General features: G+C 67.4%; 9 protein-coding genes. 4 read left to right on the top strand and 5 right to left on the bottom strand.

Going from position 1 to position 13,421, the window contains the following annotated elements; all coding sequences use genetic code 11:
- Nucleotides 1–7: 7 nt before the first annotated feature.
- The 5 genes from rfbB to NRY95_20390 all read right to left on the bottom strand — a co-directional run bounded on the left by rfbB (nucleotide 8) and on the right by NRY95_20390 (nucleotide 6,699).
- Complete coding sequence (gene rfbB, locus NRY95_20410) at nucleotides 8–1,072, bottom strand: dTDP-glucose 4,6-dehydratase (GenBank protein ID UYC16017.1); 1,065 nt, start codon at nucleotides 1,070–1,072, stop codon at nucleotides 8–10.
- 318 nt (nucleotides 1,073–1,390) lie between these two features.
- The gene (locus NRY95_20405) at nucleotides 1,391–1,960 is read right to left on the bottom strand and encodes a TlpA family protein disulfide reductase (protein ID UYC16016.1); all 570 of its coding nucleotides are present in this window, start codon (nucleotides 1,958–1,960) and stop codon (nucleotides 1,391–1,393) included.
- Complete coding sequence (locus NRY95_20400; protein UYC16015.1) at nucleotides 1,957–4,236, bottom strand: protein-disulfide reductase DsbD; 2,280 nt, start codon at nucleotides 4,234–4,236, stop codon at nucleotides 1,957–1,959. The genes NRY95_20405 and NRY95_20400 overlap by 4 nt, the downstream gene beginning before the upstream one ends.
- A 4-nt stretch (nucleotides 4,237–4,240) precedes the next feature.
- Nucleotides 4,241–4,573, bottom strand: a complete 333-nt coding sequence (locus NRY95_20395; protein ID UYC16014.1) for a divalent-cation tolerance protein CutA — start codon at nucleotides 4,571–4,573, stop codon at nucleotides 4,241–4,243.
- 356 nt (nucleotides 4,574–4,929) lie between these two features.
- Nucleotides 4,930–6,699 (bottom strand): endonuclease, encoded by a 1,770-nt coding sequence (locus NRY95_20390; protein UYC16013.1) that lies wholly within the window; start codon nucleotides 6,697–6,699, stop codon nucleotides 4,930–4,932.
- Nucleotides 6,700–6,973: 274 nt separating this feature from the next.
- On the opposite strand from NRY95_20390, the gene NRY95_20385 reads away from it, so the two are divergent.
- The 4 genes from NRY95_20385 to NRY95_20370 all read left to right on the top strand — a co-directional run bounded on the left by NRY95_20385 (nucleotide 6,974) and on the right by NRY95_20370 (nucleotide 13,418).
- Nucleotides 6,974–7,261: a co-chaperone GroES gene (locus NRY95_20385; protein UYC16012.1), complete on the top strand. Its 288-nt coding sequence runs from the start codon at nucleotides 6,974–6,976 to the stop codon at nucleotides 7,259–7,261.
- A 139-nt stretch (nucleotides 7,262–7,400) separates the two neighbouring features.
- Nucleotides 7,401–9,050 (top strand): chaperonin GroEL, encoded by a 1,650-nt coding sequence (groL, locus tag NRY95_20380; protein ID UYC16011.1) that lies wholly within the window; start codon nucleotides 7,401–7,403, stop codon nucleotides 9,048–9,050.
- Between the two features lie 154 nt (nucleotides 9,051–9,204).
- Nucleotides 9,205–12,108, top strand: a complete 2,904-nt coding sequence (locus NRY95_20375) for a DEAD/DEAH box helicase (GenBank protein UYC16010.1) — start codon at nucleotides 9,205–9,207, stop codon at nucleotides 12,106–12,108.
- A complete protein-coding gene (locus NRY95_20370; GenBank protein ID UYC16009.1) occupies nucleotides 12,105–13,418 on the top strand; it encodes a putative DNA binding domain-containing protein in 1,314 nt (437 codons plus the stop codon). The genes NRY95_20375 and NRY95_20370 overlap by 4 nt, the downstream gene beginning before the upstream one ends.
- Nucleotides 13,419–13,421 lie beyond the last annotated feature (3 nt).

The raw sequence follows: 13,421 nt of genomic DNA, 5'->3' as shown, positions 1-13,421 counted from the left end.
ACTCGCGTTATGCCGCCGTGCCGATGCGTTCCAGCCGGTAGCTGCCGTCGAGCACGCCCTGCACCCAGGCCTGGTTGGCCAGGTACCAGTCCACGGTGATGGCGATGCCCTGCTCGAAGCTGTACTGCGGCTCCCAGCCCAACTCGTTCTTCAGCTTGGACGCATCGATCGCGTAGCGCCGGTCGTGGCCGGGGCGGTCGGCGACATGGGTGATCTGGCTGGCGCGCGGCTGGCCGTCGGCGCGCGGGCGGCGCGCATCGAGCAGCGCGCAGATCGCCTGCACCACCTCGACGTTCTGCTTCTCGGAGTTGCCGCCGACGTTGTAGGTCTCGCCGACCCGGCCATTGGCCAGCACGGTGCGGATCGCCGCGCAATGGTCGCCGACGAACAGCCAGTCGCGCACCTGCTTGCCGTCGCCGTAGACCGGCAACGGTTCGCCGGCCAGCGCCTTGGCGATCACCAGCGGCACGAGCTTTTCCGGGAAGTGGTACGGGCCGTAATTGTTGGAACAGTTGGTGGTCAGCACCGGCAGGCCGTAGGTGTGGTGGAACGCGCGCACCAGGTGATCGGAGGCGGCCTTGGAGGCCGAGTACGGCGAATTGGGCGCGTACGGCGTGGTCTCGGAGAACTTGCCGGTCTCGCCCAGCGTGCCGTAGACCTCGTCGGTGGACACGTGCAGGAAGCGGAACGCGGCGCGCGGCCCCTCCGGCAGCGCCTTCCAGTGGTCGCGCACCGCTTCCAGCAGGCCCAGGGTGCCGACCACGTTGGTCTGGATGAAGGCGCCGGGGCCGTCGATGGAGCGGTCCACATGGCTCTCGGCGGCGAAGTTCAGTACCGCGTCGGGCTGGTGCTCGCGCAGCAGTTGCGTCACCAGATCGCGGTCGCCGATATCGCCGTGCACGAAGACGTGGTCGGGATTGCCTTCCAGCGAGGCCAACGTGTTCAGATTGCCGGCGTAGGTCAGCGCATCGAGATTGATCACGCGGACGCCGCGCGACACCGCTTCCAGCACGAAATTGCCGCCGATGAACCCGGCGCCGCCGGTGACCAATAACGTGGTGTGAGTCTGCATGTTGGCTCGGCGAAGTGGGCTGCAGCACGCTAGCGCGCGCACGGCCGCCTTTCCGGACATCGGTTGGGCCATCGTGGCCAATTGCGTGGCGGCGGTGCATGGCAGGCGCGCGATGGCGCACGGATGACGGCGAGGGCGTCGACGCACGCAAGGGGCGATGAGCGCTACGCCGCGATGGCGACCGCATCGAGGGGCGGGCGTTGCAGCTCGCGGCTGCCGGTCATGCCATCGAGCGAAGCGCCTGCCGCCATCCGCTCGATGGCATGTTGCGCAGTGCCGGCTGGCGGTCCCTGCCCGTGTGCGTGCCAGTCGTCCCGGCTAGGGCAGCCGCGCCCAGCGCTCCGCTTCGCCTGCGGCGAACGGGCCCAGTTTCTGCCGCACGATGCGGCCGTCGGCGTCGATCAGCACGCTGTAGGGCAGCAGGCCCTGGGTGTCGCCCAGGCGCACGCTGGCATCGGCCGGGCCTGGCGTTTCCAGCGCGATCGGGTAGCCGATCGGCACCCGCTGCAGGAATGCGCGCACGTCCTCGGGGCGGTCCAGGGCGATGCCGAGCACCTGCAGGCCGTCGGCCGGCTGCGCGCGCGCCAGGCGGTCCAGTTCCGGCATCTCGCGCACGCACGGTTCGCACCAGCTGGCCCAGACATTGACCAGCAAGGGGCGGCCGCGGAACTGGGCCAGGCTCAGGCTGCCGCCGTCGAGCGTGGGCAGGCGCAGCGCCGGTGCGCGATCGCCTGGGCGGGCCGCGGCAACGCCGGCCGGCGGCGCGCTGCCGGTGGCGGTCGCTGGCGGCGCTGGCGTCGGCGTGCGCCACCAGAATTGCGCGGCGGCCACGCCCAGCGCCGCCGCGATCGCCGCCACCGCGAGCAGGCGCGGCGGCGTGGCCTTCATCGCGCCGCGCGCAGCAGGGCGTCCTCGGCCACCGCCTGGCTCAGCACCGGCGGCAGCACGGTCGGCGGTGCGCCCGGGCCGTAGACCACGTACAGCGGCACGCCCACCGCCTTGTGTTCGGCGAGGAAGGCGCTGATGCGTGCGTCCTCGTTGGTCCAGTCGCCCTTCATGTACACCGCATCGACGCGCTTGAGCGTGTCGCGGAAGGCATCGCTGCCGAGCACGTTGCGTTCGTTGGCCTTGCAGGTCACGCACCAGTCGGCGGTCATGTTGACGAACACCACGCGGTTGTCGGTGCGCAGCCGGTCCAGCATCTCCGGCGAGAAGGCGACGGTGTTGCGCTCGGCGGCGACGCTGGGCGGCGCCAGCCGGGTCACGCCCCACACCGGCAGCAGCGCCAGCAGCACCAGCAGCGAGGCCAGGCGCAAGCCGAGCGTGTGGCTGCGCCAGCGCGCGCGCTCGATCCACCACAGGCCCAGCGCCAGCAGCGTGGCGCCGACCAGCAGCAGCGCCACCGCATCCACGCCACGCTGCTTGCCCAGCACCCACAGCAGCCAGATCGCGGTCAGGTACATCGGGAACGCCAGCACCTGCTTGAGCGTCTCCATCCACGGGCCGGGCGTGGGCAGGCGCTTGGCCAGCGAGGGGATGAAGCCGACCAGCAGGAACGGCAGCGCCAGGCCCAGACCCATGGTCAGGAACACCAGCATGCCGATCGCCGGCGGCGCGGCGAACGCATAGCCCAGCGCCAGGCCCATGAACGGGCCGACGCAGGCGCTGGACACCACGCAGGCCAGCACGCCGGTGGAGAAGTCGCCGACCGGGCCGCTGCGCGCCGACAGCGACTGGCCGAGCCCGCCGAGGTTGGCGCTGAGCGTGAACACGCCGGACAGGCTCAGGCCCATCGCGAACATCAGGTAGGCCAGCACCGCGACGAAGCCCGGGCGCTGCAGCTGGAAGCCCCACAGCAGATGCGCGGCGACGGCGATGCCGCCGACCACGGCGAAGGACGCCAGCACCCCCAGCGTGTACCACAGCGCATGGCTGCGGGCGCGTGCGTGGCTTTCGCCGCTGTGCGCCAGGCCCAGCACCTTCAGCGACAGGATCGGCAGCACGCACGGCAGCAGGTTCAGCACCAGGCCGCCGCCCAGCGCCGCCAGCAGGACCCACAGCAGGTTCTGCGGCGCGGCCGCCGGCGCGGTGCTGCGCGCGGCGTTGTGCACCGAGGCATCGGGCGCGGTCGCCGCGTCGGGCGCGGTCACCGGGGCCGAGGCGTCGGCCGCCGCCGCGCTGGCGTCGGCCTGGCGGCTGTCCAGCGGCGTCACCAGCAGCGGCGCCACTTCGGCCTGGTCGGTCGGGCTGAGCTTGCCCTTGGGCAGCGACAGCTTCACCCGCCGGGTCATCGGCGGATAGCAGATGCCGTCGGTCTGGCAACCCTGGAAGGTGGCGACCAGGGTCGCCTCGGCGGCATCGGCGCGCTGGCGCTGCAGCGGCACGCTGACCTCGGTCTGGTCGAAATACACCACCACCTTGCCGAAGTGCTCGTCCTGGTGCGAGCGGCCCTGCGGCCAGCGCGGCATGCCGGTACGGATGCCGGCCGCGCCTTCCAGCGCCAGCGCGGTGCGGTCGCGATACAGGTAGTAGCCCGGCGCCGGGGTGAAGCGCAGCAGCAGGGTATTGCCGTCGCCGACGATGGCTTCGAAGCCGAACGCCTGGTCCGACGGCAGCGGCAGGCCCTGCACGGCGGGGCCGCCGCCGAACAACGGCTTGGCGGCGGGGCCGGCCGCGCCCGGCGCGCTGCCCGGCAGCGGCGAGGACGCCGCCGCCGCACCGGCCTCGGCTGCCGGCAGCGCCACGGTGAGCACGCGCTTCTGCGGCGGATAGCACACGCCGGCGTCGGCGCAGCCCTGGTAGCGCACCTCCACCTGCAGGCTGGTCGTGGCGGGATCGGCGACGCCGCTCTGCACCGCGTTCAACTCGCCGCGGTAGGTTTCCACCTCGCCGAAGTACGGGTCGGTCTTCTTGTGCCCGGCCGGCAGCTGCAGGGTCGGGTTGGCCTTGAAGCCGCTCAGCACCCGCACCGCGATCCGGTGCCGGTACAGGTAATAGCCGTTGGCGATCTTCCAATGCAGCGCGATGCGGTCGCGCTCTGGCGCCTGCGCAGTCACCACGAAGGCCTGATCGACCGGCAGCAAGTCCTTTTCGCTGATCGCCAGGGCGGGGAAGGCGGCCAGGGCCAGCAGGCACAGGGCGGCGAGACGGTGCAGCACGTTCATCGGCTTACGGTTCCTCACGGGTTTCGGCATATACCCACTGCAGGTAGGCGGGCAGGCCGCCGGCGACCTCGAGCTCGATCAGTTCGGGGACGTCGAAGGGGTGCAGTTCGCTCAGCCGCCGCTGCAACGCGGGGACGCGGTCGGCGGCGGTCTTGATCAGCAGCAGCACTTCCTCGGCCTGCTCCACGGCGTCCTGCCAGCGATAGGTGGCGTGCACGCCGGGCAGGCGGCTCACGCACGCGGCCAACCGTTCTTCGACCAAGACCTGGGCGATCCGCGCGGCGCTGGCCGGATCGGGGCAGGTGCTGAACAGCAAACGGAGTGGGGGCGAAGACATGCGGCCGACAGTATAGGGACGCCGGCAGGGCTTTGCCGGGCCTGGTTCGGGCGTGAGTGCGCGCCCGCGGGCGCGCGGTTGCGGGCCTGCGCAGGGCGGCCGCGGAGGGCGGCCGCGGAGGGCGCTGGCCGGGCATGGCGCAGGGCCGTGCGGCGGCGAGCCGCTGCGCAGCGGCAAAGGCGCGACAGTGGGGGGCGATCGGAGGGAAAGCAGGGGCGCGACGCTGCCGGGTTTCGCGCGGGGCCGGCTGTCTACCGCGGCGCCGGCAGCGCATGCGCGGGCGAGGCCGGATGGCCCCAGGCCTCCCGGGTCGCAGGCCCTCCGGCGCGCCGCGATCGGCGCGCCGGGGTCCGACTTCAGTTGAGTAGCTGGCAGCTGGCCGGCTTGGCCGAGGTGAACAGCGAGGAGGTCGCCCACTCCGGGTGGTCGATGAACGGATTGCGGTTGCCCTGGAAGCTGTACACCACTTCGTTGCGGGCGCGTTCGGCGGCGTCCGGCGGATCCTGCTGGCTCCACGCGAGCAGCGTCGACAGCAGGCCCATGTAGGCCGGCGAGGCCGAGGTCTGCACGATCTTGCTGCGGTCGTCGGTCAGTTCCAGGTCCGGCTCGGACTGCCCGGTGGCCGCGTCGGTGCCGCCTTCGTAGCGGATCGCCATGTACATGACCGCGCGCGCCATGTCGCCCTTGCGGTGGTTCCACACCTCGAAGCTGCCGCCGTTGCCGTCCGGGGTGCGCACCCAGTTGGAATTGCCCGGGTAGCTGCCGCTGCCGCCGCCGAAGCCGGCGTTGGCCTCGGTGATGCGCTCGCCGCAGTTGCTGTCGCAGTTCGCGTACGGCTTGTTGCCGCGGTCGGCGTTCCAGGTGGAATCGGTCAGGTACAGCATGTGCGTGTCGGTGTACGGCGCGTAGGGCAGGCCCTTGTCGCCGCTGGCGCTGCCGAAGCCAAGCGAGTTCGGCCAGCTGTGCTCGCGGTTGTACTTCAGCCCGCTGCCGCTGCCGGCGCGGTCGGTGCCCTTGGCGTAGCTGCGGTTGCGGTAGGCGTCGAGGATGCGCCCGCTGTCGTTCGGGTCCTCGTCGGCGATCTCCAGGATGGTCCAGGTGCTGGTGCCGGAGCTGCTGCTGTACGGGTAGACGGTGTGGCCCTTGATCGTCTCGTGCAGCGAGCAGCGCAACTGGCTGGCGCTGGAGGTGTTGACCCGCGAGTAGTAGCCGCTGGCGCCGCCGCCGCTGCCGCTGGCGACGCTGAAGGCGATGCTGCCGTCCTGCGCCGGGTGCGCGCCGCCGGCGTCGCTGACGCGCGCGGCCAGGATGCTCAGGCTGCAGCTTTCGCCGGCGGCCAGGGCGGTGTTGGTGGAGATCGCGAACTGGCTGCCGCTGCTCGGGTAGCTCAGCGCCACCGTGCCGGACTGGCTGCAGCTCAGGCCGAACGCGCCGCTGGCCAGGGTCACCGCCTCGCTGAAGGTCACCGCCAGGTCGCCGGCGGCGGGGAAGTTGCTGGCGCCCTGCGCCGGCGTGGTCGCGGTCACCGACGGGGCGGCGTTGCTGCTGCCGCCGCTGAAGGTCTGGCCGCTGTTGCAGGCGCCGAAGCTGCTGGCCGAACTGCCGGCCCAGCTGAAGTCGGACGCGGCGCTGCCGTTGCTGCCGCGCAGCTGCAGCGAGGTGCCGGCCGCGGTGCTGTTGCTCTCGCTGACCGGCAGGTTCTGGCTGCTCAGGCCGGCGGCGGGGCCGCCGCCGCCGGTGATCGCGCCCTCGTAGCTGAGGAACTGCACCACCTGGCCGCTGCCGTCGACCAGCGCCAGGCCGTCGTTGGGGCCGTTCTGCACGCCGTTGCTGGCATAGCCGACGGTGGCGATGCGCACCTGCCCGCCGCAGGTGACCAGGCTGCCGGCCGGCACCGCGGTGGTGGCGTAGACGGCCGCGGCGCCGGGGGTGCTGCCGTTGTACAGGTAGACCTTGTAGCCGCTCAGGCTCTCGCCGGCGGTGGCGACGATCTCCACGCCCTCGCCGGTATCGCCGGCGGCGGTGGCATCGTCGTAGTGCAATTCGTTGATGAACACGGCGGCCTGGGCGTGGCCGGCCAGGGCCAGCAGACAGGCGAGAGGTAAGGCAACGGCGGATGGCTTCATCGACAACTCCTTTTGGATGGTCCCCCCTGGGTCTGCGAGCCTAGCCTGCTCCTGTGACAGCGTTGCGGAATCCGGGTACCAGTTCCGCGGCCGGGCGGGCGCCGCAGCGAAATTTTTTTGCCGCCAGCCCTTGAAAGGGCGCCGGCCAGCACCACATCTTGCGCATCCCGGCGTACCGGGTTTTTTCGCGAGCGCTGCTGGCAGTCGTCACATGCGAGTGCTAACATCGCCAGCCTTTCCTAGACCAATCAATCACTTAAGAGGGTCTCTCTCAATGAGCATCAAGCCGCTTCACGACCGCGTCGTAGTCAAGCCGATCGAAGCCGACGAAATTTCCGCCGGCGGCATCGTGATCCCGGATTCGGCCAAGGAAAAGTCCACCAAGGGCGAGATCGTGGCCATCGGCAGCGGCAAGCCGCTGGACAACGGCAGCGTCCGCGCCCCGGCGGTCAAGGTCGGCGACAAGGTCATCTACGGCCAGTACGCCGGCTCCAGCTACAAGGCCGAAGGCGTCGAGTACAAGGTGCTGCGCGAAGACGACATCCTCGCCATCGTCGGTTGACGATGGCGGGAATCGGGAATGGTGAATCGGGAATCGGCAAGAGCGATTTCTGCCGCCTGCGGTTCCCGTCCCTTCCCGATCGTGCGCTTTTGACTCCCTATTCCCTGTTCTCCATTCCCTATTCCTGAGGTAACTCCACATGGCTGCCAAAGATATCCGTTTCGGTGAAGACGCTCGTTCGCGCATGGTGCGCGGCGTCAACATTCTCGCCAATGCCGTCAAGGCCACCCTGGGCCCGAAGGGCCGCAACGTCGTGCTCGAGAAGAGCTTCGGCGCCCCGACCATCACCAAGGACGGCGTCTCCGTCGCCAAGGAAATCGAACTGGCCGACAAGTTCGAGAACATGGGCGCGCAGATGGTGAAGGAAGTCGCGTCCAAGACCTCCGACAACGCCGGCGACGGCACCACCACCGCCACCGTGCTGGCGCAGGCGCTGATCCGCGAAGGTTCCAAGGCGGTCGCCGCCGGCATGAACCCGATGGACCTCAAGCGCGGCATCGACCAGGCCGTCAAGGCCGCCGTGGCCGAGCTGAAGAAGATCAGCAAGCCCACCGCCGACGACAAGGCGATCGCCCAGGTCGGCACCATCTCGGCCAACTCCGACGAGTCGATCGGCAACATCATCGCCGACGCGATGAAGAAGGTCGGCAAGGAAGGCGTGATCACCGTTGAAGAAGGCTCGGGCCTGGACAACGAGCTGGACGTGGTCGAGGGCATGCAGTTCGACCGCGGCTACCTGTCGCCGTACTTCATCAACAACCAGCAGAGCCAGTCGGCCGACCTGGACGACCCGTTCATCCTGCTGCACGACAAGAAGATCTCCAACGTGCGCGACCTGCTGCCGGTGCTGGAAGGCGTGGCCAAGTCGGGCAAGCCGCTGCTGATCGTGGCTGAGGAAGTCGAAGGCGAAGCGCTGGCGACCCTGGTGGTCAACACCATCCGCGGCATCGTCAAGGTCGTCGCGGTCAAGGCGCCGGGCTTCGGCGATCGTCGCAAGGCGATGCTGGAAGACATGGCCACCCTGACCGGCGGCACCGTGATCTCCGAGGAAGTGGGCCTGGCGCTGGAGAAGGCGACCATCAAGGACCTGGGCCGCGCCAAGAAGGTGCAGGTCTCCAAGGAGAACACCACCATCATCGACGGCGCTGGCGACAGCTCGGCGATCGAGTCGCGCATCAAGCAGATCAAGGCGCAGATCGAAGAGACCTCGTCGGACTACGACCGCGAGAAGCTGCAGGAGCGCGTGGCCAAGCTGGCCGGCGGCGTGGCGGTGATCAAGGTCGGCGCTTCGACCGAGATCGAGATGAAGGAAAAGAAGGCGCGCGTCGAAGACGCCCTGCACGCGACCCGTGCGGCCGTGGAAGAAGGCGTGGTCCCGGGCGGCGGTGTGGCCCTGGTGCGCGCGCTGACCGCGATCGGCGAGCTGAAGGGTGCCAACGAAGATCAGACCCACGGCATCCAGATCGCGCTGCGCGCGATGGAAGCGCCGCTGCGCGAGATCGTCACCAACGCCGGTGAAGAGCCGTCGGTGATCCTGAACCGGGTCAAGGAAGGCACCGGCAACTTCGGCTACAACGCCGCCAACGGCGAGTTCGGCGACATGGTCGAGTTCGGCATCCTGGATCCGACCAAGGTGACCCGTTCGGCGCTGCAGAACGCCGCGTCGATCGCCGGCCTGATGATCACCACCGAAGCGATGGTGGCCGAAGCGCCGAAGAAGGACGAGCCGGCCGGCGGCGCCGGTGGCATGGGCGGCGGCATGGGCGGCATGGGCGGCATGGATTTCTGATCCAGCAGCGCTACTGCATCACGGCTGCATGAAGACCCCGCCGCAAGGCGGGGTTTTTCTTTGTCGAGATAGGGGGGGGCGCACCGTTATTGGCGAAGTCGTGTCCCACTCGGCATACTCACCGCATAGTTGGCTGTACCCCAAGAGCATCCTCATGTCTTCCCTGCCAGGGCCATTGATCGCAAATGCCTACCAAAGCGACGACGCAGGGGCGCCCCGCTACTCGCACCATCAGGGAAAGTTTTTCGCGCACTGGCTGACCCTTCGTAGCCGCGATGAATCGGCGGTAGCCCGCGCATTGTCCGCTGCGCGTGTGGACATGAACCCGCATCAGGTCGATGCGGCACTGTTCGCACTCAAGTCGCCCGTTGAGGCTGGCGTGTTGTTGGCCGATGAGGTGGGGCTCGGCAAGACGATTGAAGCCGGTTTGGTGTTGGCCCAGCATTGGGCACAGAAGCGTCGTCGCTTGCTCTTGATTGTTCCCGCAACCCTGCGCAAGCAGTGGACGCAAGAGTTGGAGGATAAGTTCCAGCTGCCTACCTTCATTGTCGAAAGCAAGTCTTTCAACGAGTTGCGTCGAGCTGGGTCAAGCAATCCTTTCGAGGTCGATGGGGCAATCGTTGTCACCTCTTACGAATTTGCGGCAAGCAAACAGAAGGAGCTGGCGGCAGTCGGATGGGATCTGGTGGTCCTGGACGAAGCCCACAAGCTGCGTAATCTCTACAAGGGAAAGACTGCATCGAAGCGTGCCGTTGCCTTGAATGATGCCCTGCGGGGACGGCGCAAGGTACTGCTCACTGCGACGCCATTCCAGAATTCGTTGATGGAGCTTTATGGGCTGATTTCATTCATCAGCGACGAGTTCTTCGGCAGCCAGCAGGCCTTCCAGATGCAGTACGCTTCAGGGCGGAGCTCCGAAGCGCGGCTCAACGACCTGCGCCACCGCTTGAAGCCGATCTGTCACCGTACATTGCGTCGCCAGGTACAGGCTGAGGGCGGGATCAACTTCACCAAGCGTTTTTCCATCACTCAGGACTTCACGCCTTCCAATGAGGAGCTGGAGTTGTACAACAAGGTGTCCGCGTATCTTCAGGACCCCTCCATCCTCGCGATCAAGCCCACTGCTCGCCACCTGGTGACGCTGGTGGTGCGCAAGATTTTGGCGTCCTCGAGTTTCGCCATTGCGGATACGCTCGATACAATCATTGCCCGGCTTGAGGCAAACCAGGTGCTTACCGCCAGGTTGATCAAGGATTTCGATACGGTTGACGAGCTTAGCGACGAGTTGGATTCCGATGGGTTGGACCAAGATGCGAGCGAGTCGGATAGCGCAGGCTTGCATGCTGAGCTGCTCTGTCGTGCCCAGGAAATCGAACGCCTGGGGGGCTACCGTGATCTGGCCAGGCGTATCCAGGCAAATCGCAAGGGCGATGCATTGTTGCTTGTGCTCGAACGCGCACTCGCCATGGCCGAAAGGCTGGGCGGACGGCGCAAGGCGGTGATCTTTACCGAATCGCGGCGTACTCAGGAGTATCTGCGCGAGCTGCTCGAAGCCCATGGTTATGCTGGGCGTACGGTGCTGTTGAATGGCAGCAACGACGATGCCGATTCCAAGGCGGTATATGCTGCGTGGCTTGAGCGCCACGCCGGCTCCGCGCTGGTATCTGGCTCCAAGACCGCCGACATGAAGGCCGCGGTCGTCGAGGCATTCCGCACCGAGCGCGACATCCTGATCACCACCGAAGCGGGCGGCGAAGGCATCAATCTGCAGTTCTGTTCGCTGCTGGTCAACTACGACTTGCCCTGGAACCCGCAGCGTGTCGAGCAGCGCATCGGTCGCGTGCATCGCTACGGACAGCAGAGCGACGTGGTCGTGGTGAACTTCGTCAATCGCAAGAATCGTGCGGACGAGTTGGTCTACGAACTGCTTGATAAGAAGTTCAAGCTGTTCGATGGCGTGTTCGGTGCCAGTGACGAGATTCTGGGCGCGATCGAATCCGGCGTTGACATCGAGCAGCGCATTCTGCGCATCTACCAGGAGTGCCGCGACACGGCCCAGATCGAGGCCGAATTCGCCGCGTTGCAGGCGGAACTGGACGAGAGCATCGGCCGCCGCGAGGAAAGCGCGCGGCGTACGCTGCTGGAGCATTTCGACGAAGATGTGGTACGCAATCTGCGCTCGCGCCGCGCCGGCATGCTGCACAAGATCAACCACTACGAAAGCCAGTTCCTGCGCCTGATTGCGGCAGAGCGCCCGCAGGCGATGATCAGCGACAAGCTGGTACAGCTGGAAGAAGGGCGTTATGCGGTCAGTTGGCCACCGGCACAGCAGGCCGACGCGGGTCTGTTGCGCCCGGATCAGGGGCTGGGTGCGGAACTCTGTGAGCAAGCGGCCAACCGCCCAACGCCTCCAGGCACCCTCTACTTCGACTATGCAGCCGTGGACGCGCAGCGCGCTGACGTACGCGAGTGGCTGGGGAGCGGTGGGCAGATGCGCGTGGCGATGGTGACCATCCAGACCGCCGAGGAAACGCTCGAGGAGCTGGTCTGCAGCGCGCTGTGCTCGGACGGGCGCGTGCTGCCGGACGATACCGCCGCCAGGCTGCTGGAGGTGCCCGCGCGCTTCGTGCCGCGTCATCGCGTTGCCGAAGGCAGCCCTCATCCCGCGTTCGATACCGCGGTGGAGCGCGTGCTGGCCCATGCGGGCAAGCGCAACGAGGAGTGGTTCCTGCAGGAGTCCGAGCGTCTGGACCGCTGGGCCGAAGACCAGCGCCTGCTGTTGCAGCAGCGCATCGACGCGTTCGACCTGCAGATCCGCGATGCCAAGCGCCTGTTGCGCCAGTTGGAAACGTTGGAAGAGAAGGCCCAGCTCAAGCGCGAGATCAAGCGTATCGAACAGCAGCGCGACGATGCGATGCTGGACTTCTTCGAAAGCAGGAAGCGCATCGAGCGCGGCCAGGACGCGATGCTTGAACGGGTCGAGGCCGCGCTGCGCATGCAGCACACGGTGAGCCCTTTATTTGATGTGGAGTGGGTTCTGGAGTGTCTCGATCGATGAATAATCCACGTGAACTCGGCGATTTGCTGGAGCAGATCCGCCTGGGCGAGGACTCGCAGCTGGAATTCAAGCGCGTCGTGGTCGAGGCCGGTAAGGTCAAGGGACCGAATGCGGATAGCCTGTGCCAGGAAATCGCCGCATTTGCCAACGCCATCGGCGGGCGCCTGATCCTGGGGGTGGATGACAAGACCCGTGAGGTGGTTGGCATTCCGTTGGACCAGTTGGACGCGGTCAGCATCTGGGTCGAAAACTGCGTGCGCGATCGCATCAAGCCCGAACCGGCGGTCTACCTGCGGCGGCGGTTTGTCCCGGATCGGGCCGGCACCGAACACGCCGTGCTGGTGATCGACGTCCCGCGCTCGCTCTATGTCCATCTTGCCCCAGGTGGATACTACCGCCGCCAAGGCAGCTCCAAGCACGAATTGCCGCCGAACGAACTGCTGCGCCTGATGCAGTCGCGGCAGCGCGCCGGCACCCTGGGCTTCGACGAAATGCCCGTGCTGGGCTGTACGCGGTCGAATTTCGATGCTGCGCTGTACGGCCGCTTTCTCGGAGCGACTGATGAACCCGAGGAACTACGCCTGCGCAAGCTGAAACTGCTGGTTCCAGGGGAACCTGGCGAGGAATGGGCCAGTGTCGCTGGCGTGTTGATGGCGACGGCCACGCCAAGCAATTGGTTGCCGCAGGCCTATGTCCAGTGCGTGCACTATGCCGGCACCGAGAAGACCGCCCAGGAGCAACTGGATGCGCAGGATATCCAGGGGCCGTTAGATCAGCAGATTCGGCAGGCAGCCGCCTTCGTGCTGCGTGGCATGCGCACGGCGGCGCGCAAGCAGTTGGGCCGGATCGACGTGCCGCAGTTCGATCCGGAGGCCGTGTTCGAAGCCGTCGCCAACGCCGGCGCGCATCGCGACTACTCGATCAGCGGGGCGCCGGTGCAGGTGCATCTGTTCGCCGACCGTCTGGAAATCACCTCGCCCGGCGCCTTGCCCAACTCCCAGTCGGTGGAGTCGATCGCCCTGCGTACCGCTACCCGCAACGAGCTGCTGACCAATCTGCTTGCGCGCTGTCCGGTCGACATGGAGGGCGTCGGCCGCAGCCGCGTGATGGAAAAGCGCGGCGAAGGCGTGCCACAGATCCTGGTGCGCAGCGAGCGCTTGTCGGGGCGGAGGCCCCACTTCGAGCTGCTGGGTGAAAACGCCGTGCGTGTGACTTTGTATGCCGCCGATCCGGAGACGAGTCCGCTCACCCGCGGGTTTCTCGATGGACTGGACTACCCGCCGCCGCAACGTATTCGAAACGAAGACTGATCA

Source organism: Xanthomonas campestris pv. phormiicola (genome assembly GCA_025666215.1).
GTDB lineage: Bacteria > Pseudomonadota > Gammaproteobacteria > Xanthomonadales > Xanthomonadaceae > Xanthomonas_A > Xanthomonas_A campestris_A.
This window is presented reverse-complemented; position numbering and strand designations above follow the sequence as displayed.